Source organism: Sulfuricurvum sp. (genome assembly GCF_049305995.1).
In the GTDB taxonomy this organism is placed as follows: Bacteria; Campylobacterota; Campylobacteria; order Campylobacterales; family Sulfurimonadaceae; genus Sulfuricurvum.
This window is the reverse complement of record NZ_JBAQPS010000322.1, coordinates 1-7,380: the sequence shown is the minus strand read 5'-3', so window position 1 is coordinate 7,380 and position 7,380 is coordinate 1. Positions and strand designations below refer to the sequence as shown.

At 43.2% G+C, this 7,380-nt stretch carries 6 protein-coding genes and 1 pseudogene; all 7 read right to left on the bottom strand.

Going from position 1 to position 7,380, the window contains the following annotated elements; genetic code table 11:
• Positions 1-119: 119 nt before the first annotated feature.
• Positions 120-1,943 (bottom strand): menaquinone biosynthesis decarboxylase, encoded by a 1,824-nt coding sequence (locus tag WA010_RS11085; protein ID WP_422557177.1) that lies wholly within the window; start codon positions 1,941-1,943, stop codon positions 120-122.
• 3 nt (positions 1,944-1,946) lie between these two features.
• Positions 1,947-2,888, bottom strand: coding sequence for a hydroxymethylbilane synthase (gene hemC / locus WA010_RS11080; RefSeq protein WP_422557176.1), 942 nt, complete (start codon positions 2,886-2,888; stop codon positions 1,947-1,949).
• A 3-nt stretch (positions 2,889-2,891) separates the two neighbouring features.
• Positions 2,892-3,728: a DsbA family protein gene (locus tag WA010_RS11075; protein ID WP_422557175.1), complete on the bottom strand. Its 837-nt coding sequence runs from the start codon at positions 3,726-3,728 to the stop codon at positions 2,892-2,894.
• Complete coding sequence (locus WA010_RS11070; protein ID WP_422557174.1) at positions 3,682-4,101, bottom strand: FxsA family protein; 420 nt, start codon at positions 4,099-4,101, stop codon at positions 3,682-3,684. Before WA010_RS11070 ends, WA010_RS11075 begins: the two co-directional genes overlap by 47 nt.
• Positions 4,098-5,801 (bottom strand): proline--tRNA ligase, encoded by a 1,704-nt coding sequence (locus WA010_RS11065; RefSeq protein ID WP_422557173.1) that lies wholly within the window; start codon positions 5,799-5,801, stop codon positions 4,098-4,100. Before WA010_RS11065 ends, WA010_RS11070 begins: the two co-directional genes overlap by 4 nt.
• The gene (gene hemA, locus WA010_RS11060; protein WP_422557172.1) at positions 5,801-7,093 is read right to left on the bottom strand and encodes a glutamyl-tRNA reductase; all 1,293 of its coding nucleotides are present in this window, start codon (positions 7,091-7,093) and stop codon (positions 5,801-5,803) included. The genes WA010_RS11065 and hemA overlap by 1 nt, the downstream gene beginning before the upstream one ends.
• A pseudogene (locus WA010_RS11055) lies at positions 7,093-7,380 on the bottom strand (polyprenyl synthetase family protein); the annotation flags it as partial. The pseudogene WA010_RS11055 and the gene hemA, both read right to left, overlap by 1 nt.

Sequence of the window (7,380 nt, the reverse complement as noted above, 5' to 3'; positions counted from 1 at the left end):
CATAAAAGGTACGCATGGAATTAAAGTTCCCTCTTTTAAAATATCTAATTAATCAATAGTACATTACTAATTCTAATAAATTGCTTAAGTTTAATCCCCTAAGAAAGGGATATGCACTATCATAGTTGATATTTTTTTTCTAATTTAAAATCCAAATCCCACAACGAAAGTGATTTAAGACGATCAACGACATTTGGAGTACACTCAACATCACCAGGCCATTCACGTTCAAAGCCATCTACTTTTGTTTTGGTCGTACCGTCAATTGCAACAATCACATCGGATTTATAAAGATCGCGTGCTGCGTCTATATTATTGGTTACACGCCAAAGGAGCATGTAGGGATTATGAATATCATTTTTTGCTTCATCGACAAAAATAACGATACGCACATACTCTCTTAATGGTTCCAAAAGAGAAAAACAATCTTTGATTGAGCGAGATTTTTTTCGGACACTTACAACCGTTATCGGATTAGCCGTATGACGCATATACTGAGTCAAGCCAACCGCTTCAGGAATTAACGATTGTACTTTTTCCAATAAAAGTGTACTCTCAATCGATTCAGGCGCACTCGGTGAATACGACGCCGTAAAATCTATCCCCAATTTTCCACCTACAAGTGATTCCGGACTGGAATGATCCAGGGCATCGGTTATCCCCTCGGAAATAAAGAGACATTTTGGTAGAAAGCGATTCAATGCGTAGGTAACCAATGCTTCGTAATTAGTCAATTTCGGGGCATCTTCACCAAAAAACAGCGCATGTTTGACAAAACTCATCTGTCCTGAACCCCAGAAGATATGCATAAACTGTTTGGCATGTCCTTTGTAGAGTGGTTTCATTTTTGCCAAAATCAAGTTATGGAATACACCATTTTCCGGCATGTGATAATCAATCAAATCGGCCGCATTGGTCTTGAGTAAAGGTAAAAATACCCGTTCGGTTGCCCAACCCATATATTTATCTTCCAGCGGCGGTTTTCCGACAACCGTGGCAAGGTAATAAGGATTTTTACGGTGGGTAATCGCGCTTACTTCAAGTTCTGGATAAAACTCTTTAAGGGTGTAATACCCCGTATGGTCTCCAAATGGTCCCTCTTCACGCAATTTTGCAGTATCAACCCACCCTTCAATGACAAAATCAACATCTTCAGGGATAAAGAGGGGCGTTGTTAACGATTCAACAAGCTTTGGAGACTCTTTTTTAATCAACCCATAGAGCAATAGCTCATTAACACCGTATGGCAAGGGAGCCGTTGCACACCATGTATAGAGAGGATCTCCTCCAATCGCGATCGATACCGGCATTTTTTTGCCGGCGCGTTGATACTGATCGAAAAAGTGGGAGGAGTCTTTATGGATTTGCCAGTGCATCCCCAAATGATTGTTATCATAGACTTGCAAACGGTACATTCCGAGGTTGACAAGAGCACCGTCCAAACTTTGAGTATAGACTTGACCCATTGTGATAAACGGACCGCCATCCTCTTCCCAGGTCGTCAAAATCGGCAAATCATAGAGATTTATCTCATCACCTTGTTTCACGATCTCTTGGCAGCTTCCGCGTACTTTTAGTTTTTTTGGGAAGATATCCTTCATCGCAAACAAATCACCGAGCATACCGATTTTCTCTTTGAACCCTTGAGGCGGTTTCATGTGAAGCAGCTTTTCAATTTCGGTGGCTACCCCTTCAACGTCCCGACCAAAAAGCAATTCGGTACGCGCATACGATCCGAAAAGATTCATCACCACTGGAGTATCAAAGGTTTTGTTGTTTTTTCGGTCAATAGGATGAGTAAAAAGGAGGGCTTTCCCTCCTCCCTCTTTTTTCACTTCTGCATAGGCTAAATGGGGGATTTCGAGATAGATATCGAGTGGAGTATCAATGGTACGGAGTTCGTCGTTTGATTTTAATAGATCAATCGTTTTTTTTAATGTCACAGATTATCCCTTATTCGCCATAGCTTCAGCGCGTTGTAGTAATTCCATCGCCCCTTTGGCAATCAAACGCTCTGCCATCGCTTCACCAACACCTTGGGTCTCTGATTTAGAGACAACGATTTCATCCCCCATTACTTCAGAGCCATCAGGCATCCCTAGAGTTGAACGAACGATAACGTCACCGTTTGGCTGAACGCGTGCACTTACACCGATCGGAACCTGACAACCGCCATTCAGTGTATCGACAAATCCACGCTCGATAGAGGTTTCGATACGGCTGTTTTCATCTTCTAAAAATTTGGCGATTTCTAAAACCCACAGCTCATTCACCGTCTCGATTCCTAAAGCACCCTGCCCCATAGCCGGAAGCATCTCATCCAAAGAGATCGGGTAAAAATGCTCTACTAAATCGCTAAAGCCTAAACGGTTAATCCCTGCTGCAGCGAGGATAATGGCATCAAACTCACCCTCTTTGAGCTTGCGTATACGGGTATCGACATTTCCGCGCAAATCTTTGATCACTAAATCGGGACGTTGTTTGACTAACTGCATACGACGGCGAAGTGAAGAGGTACCCACTACGGCACCTTGAGGTAAGGAGACGATATCGGGATATTTTTGACTCAGCATCGCATCACGAACATCTTCACGTAAGGTAATCGCCGAGAGTAACAACCCCTTTGGCATAACCGTCGGAACATCTTTGAGTGAATGAACCGCCATCTGCGCTTCACCGCGAAGCATAGATTCTTCGATCTCTTTGAGGAATAACCCTTTCCCGCCGATTTTGGCTAAAGGAACATCCAAAATCTTATCACCCGAGGTGATGATGATTTTGAGTTCCACTTCGACATCATTAAAATTTGATTCGATAACCGATTTTATGTGATTGGATTGCCAAAGGGCAAGTTTACTTCCACGGGTAGCGATGGTGAGTTTTTTCATGTATTACTTAACCTTAATCTCTTTGTATTTGTTTTTTGAACTGTCTTTTTGACCGTTAAAGAATACCGTAGGTGTTCCGCCAACCATCATCGATTGAGCCACTTTTTGATCAAAATCAAATTGTTTAACGACAGAGGGACGTCGGATATCATCCGAATCGATTTTCGTTCCGAACGTTTTGTTAAATGTGCTTAATATCTTTTTCTCATCTTTTTCATTGGCATTAATATCAACTTTATAAAGGTTCAATACTGCATCTTTCGTACCATTTTCTTCGGCTACAATCGCCGCTTTAGTCAAAGTGACCGCTGCGGGGTGAAGACCTGCTAGAGGGAGATGATAGTAATAGACCGCAAAAGTTTTTGGATATTTTTCCATATAAGAGAGTGCTTCAGGAACATAACGGCGGCAAAATGGACACAATGGATCGGAGAATATCGCCACTTTATGAGTTGCATTTACTTCACCACTGATTCGATTTGCAGTTGTATAGAAAGCGTTTTTAAAATCAGGAGCAACGATATCATTATAGCGTTCACCCGTTTTCAAGTTGACAAGTTCAGGAGCAATGATGCTCCCGTTCACAAAGTAAGTCCCATTTTGGTTGATGTGGCGAACCTCATTACCTTGTTTTATATCGGCTTCAATGGTAACGAAATAAGCCTGCCAGCCGTTCACATTGGTAAGATTTTTTTTATCATTAACGTCAATCTGTAAATTGCTGATATTGGGATTTCCCCCTATCCCTTTTTTCAAAAATGAGATAACTTCAGCATCAGTCGCTCCAAAAAGGCTAGCGGAGAGCAGGAGTATCGTCGATAATTTCGGCATCAATGACATAGTCATCCTTTCGTGTGGTATAGGTATGGTTTTGTGGCGGATATTTTCGCGTAAAACGGTTAATGATCAGTGTTCCTATAAGAGAAAATTGCATAAAAATTCCGATCATATCCCCTAAAAAGCCCGGAAGAATCAGGAGAATCGCTCCAAATAATCCCATAATATTGCGATTAGAGAACCCTTGCATATCGATTTGTCGTGTGCGCAGCGCATCAAGGTTTTCACTCAGAGTATGTCGAAAGTTCATCAAGATAAAAATACCTAAAAAAGCACTCCCGACAATCTCTAAAAATGTGACTAATCCACCGATATGTGAAGCAATCTCTATTGTGATATAGACTTCTACAAAAAGGTAGATTAGAAAATAGATCATTTAATAAGTCCCTTGATAGTGTTCAACACTTCGGATGGCGCAACAGTAATCATATCACCGGATGAGCGTACCATGATCTGAACCGAACCGTTATCGAGCTCTTTCCCGACGATAACTGTGAAAGGAAACCCGATCAATTCTGCATCGGACATTTTAAATCCAAATCGCTCTTTACGATCATCCAACATCACTTCAATTTCACTCTTTTGTAACGAGGCATAAAGCTCTTCGGCATACGCCATGTGGCTCTCTTCTTTGATGTTAGAGACCATGACATTAACCATATACGGAGCCGTTGCATGGGTCCAAATACACCCTTTTTCATCATGGTGCTGTTCGATGACGGCGGCAACCAGACGGCTCACTCCCATCCCGTACGTTCCCATGATAAACGGCTGAGCACGCCCGTTTTCATCCAAAAACTCTGCTTTAAGCGGTGCAGAGTAAACGGTTCCGAGTTTAAAGATATGCCCTACTTCGATCCCTTTGGTATGGAGGATTTTACCGTTACAATGAGGACAACCATCCCCCTCTTGAACACTGACAAGATCCGCAAAATGAGCCTCAGCCATCACACTCAAATCAACGCCAACAAAATGGTAATCGGCTTCGTTTGCACCGCAAATCATTGTAGTGGCACACTTAGTATCGTTATCCATAACGACGCGGATTTTATCCTGATCCAATGGTCCGATAAATCCAGGAACCAGTCCGATCTCGATCAACTCCGCTTCGGTTGCATCCACCAAATCGATCGCACCGACGCTGTTACGCGCTTTGACCTCTTGAAGCTCATCGCATCCGCGAATGAAGAAACAGACTAATTCACTCCCTTCTGTATATACAGCGCGCTGAACGACGGCTTTGAGGGTATAGTACGGATCAACATGGAAAAAATTGCTCAGATCTTCAATCGATTTGATAGCAGGTGTTTTAAAACGGGCAAAATCGGCGCTCGGTGCTTCGGGGATAACACTGCGAGGTGCACGGCGAGCCGCTTCCACATTCGCACCGTATTCACATGTATCGCATACCGCGAGGGTATCTTCACCGCTTCCGGCAAGTACCATCAGCTCTTTTGATCCCGTACCGCCGATGGCACCGCTGTCAGCTTCAACGACACGAAATTCCAGACCTAAACGCTCCAAGATACGTTTATATGCCGCTTCCATCGCATCGAATTCACGATCCAAATCCTCTGAAGTAGAGTGAAAGCTGTAACCGTCTTTCATGACAAACTCACGTCCACGCATCAATCCGAATCTCGGACGCGCTTCATCACGGAATTTGGTTTTAATCTGATAAAGATTAATTGGGAGCTGTTTATAACTCGTAACACGGTTACGGACGATGTTTACCATCATCTCCTCATGGGTTGGTCCGAGAACAAAAAGGTTCTCTTTACGGTCACGGAAACGGAGTAACTCTTTACCAAATTTCTCAATCCGACCGCTCTCTTCCCACAACTCTGCTGGGGTAACAAAACTGAGATCAACCTCTTGCGCATCGCACGCCGCCATCTCTTCATTGATAATGTTTTCGATTTTACGAAGTACCCGTTTTCCCATCGGTAAAAAGTTATACAATCCTGCCGCTACCTGCGTCACAAACCCTGCACGAGAGAGATAGATATGACTTGGGAGTTGAGCATCTTTCGGTGCTTCTTTGGTCGTTGGGATATAGGCTTTACTAAAACGCATTATTTTCCTTTAGGGTAATAGGTACAGAAGTTTTGAGACAATTCATCTCCCTCTTCCTGATTCATTAAAAAACTCATTGATTCGATCAGGGTATCTATCCGCATCGGATCAGAACCATCACGCATCCGCTCGGCAAACGGATGTAAAAACCGCTTTAGTGCCTGAAGGGTTGCTTTATGTACGGCGTGTTCATACTCTTTTGGGATATAGCCGTTTTCGAGTACTCGCATCGATTCTTGGTGTGCCGCGTCAGAAGCACGAAGATACATATTTTTGATTAACGGCTCTACTGAAAGAGTTTTAAGCCATTCAAAAAAGAGGGTGACATGACGACGAATAATGACATAAGAGAGTTTCGCCTCATCCTCACGCAAAGCGATGTTTTCAGATACTATCTCTTTTAGATCATCGACATAAAACAATCTAATCGACCAAAGAGCCGCTTCACATTCGATATCTCTAGGAACCGCCATATCGAACCAGTATCGATCATACGACGTCGGTTTGATCATCTCATCGGTGATAATCGGAGTGATCGAACCCGTTGCAGTAAAGAGAAGTTCGTTTTCATTAATCGCATAAGATATCTCTTCAAAAGAGCGCACCCGTGCATTACACTCGCGCGCTATCGCTTCGGCTTTTTCGAAGGTTCGGTTCATCACCGTAACATCAACCCCTTGAGCGGTAAGATGTTTACAGGTAATCACTGACATCTCACCCGAACCGATGACCAGTGCTTTTTTACCCTTGACATCACCAACCGACTCTTTGACTTTCGCTATCGCGACACTTGCAACGGATACCGGCTTAGAGGAGATATTGGTCGCATTACGCACCTCTGCCGCACATTTGAGGGCATAGCTCATCGCACGGGCAATTTTCTGAGCCGAATGTCCGTTGTCTTGAGAGAGTTTAAAAGCATCTTTGAGCTGTCCGGAGATTTGCGTCTCTCCCACTACCATCGAATCAAGTGAACTCGCAACACTAAAGAGGTGATGAATCCCCCCCTCATCGTCGAAAACATCAGCTCTCTCATGCAACTCATGCACACTCAGCCCGGAGTGCTTTGCTAATAGAGAAAACAAAACTTCCGCTGCCGCTTCCGTATCATTGCAACTGCAAAAAATTTCAACACGATTACAGGTAGAGAGAACCATAGATTCGCTGATACAAGGGGTTGAATTTAACTGTTTTAAGAGATTTAATTGTGCCGTTTCATTCACAAATGCAAGTTTTTCCCGTATTGCCAACGTCGAGTTTTTGTGTGAAAAGCTAACAATCAAATAGTGCATTAATGACTTCTTTTGATGACGGTTTCGATGATTGCGCGAAGGGCAATATCATCTCCGATAGCACTGATCGCTTCATCACATAATGCTCGTGCATGGGAGTAAGAGTTCTCTATGATGTTGAACTCATCCATTTTTGAGCGAATCCACGTTTTTTCATTCTCATCGAGAACTTTTGCATGGTTGCTGATAAGACGCTGTTTTTCGTTCTCATCCAACCGATCATACAGATCAATATACGGAAGTGTTACTTTTCCCTCCGAAAAATCGTTGAGAGAGGGCTTGCCCAG

What these genes read in the sequence shown, in the direction of transcription:
- WA010_RS11065 (WP_422557173.1), bottom strand. Translation starts at nt 5,801, where the DNA reads ATGCGTTTTAGTAAAGCCTATATCCCAACGACCAAAGAAGCACCGAAA.
- WA010_RS11075 (WP_422557175.1), bottom strand. Translation starts at nt 3,728, where the DNA reads ATGTCATTGATGCCGAAATTATCGACGATACTCCTGCTCTCCGCTAGC.
- WA010_RS11070 (WP_422557174.1), bottom strand. Translation starts at nt 4,101, where the DNA reads ATGATCTATTTTCTAATCTACCTTTTTGTAGAAGTCTATATCACAATA.
- hemA (WP_422557172.1), bottom strand. Translation starts at nt 7,093, where the DNA reads ATGCACTATTTGATTGTTAGCTTTTCACACAAAAACTCGACGTTGGCA.
- hemC (WP_422557176.1), bottom strand. Translation starts at nt 2,888, where the DNA reads ATGAAAAAACTCACCATCGCTACCCGTGGAAGTAAACTTGCCCTTTGG.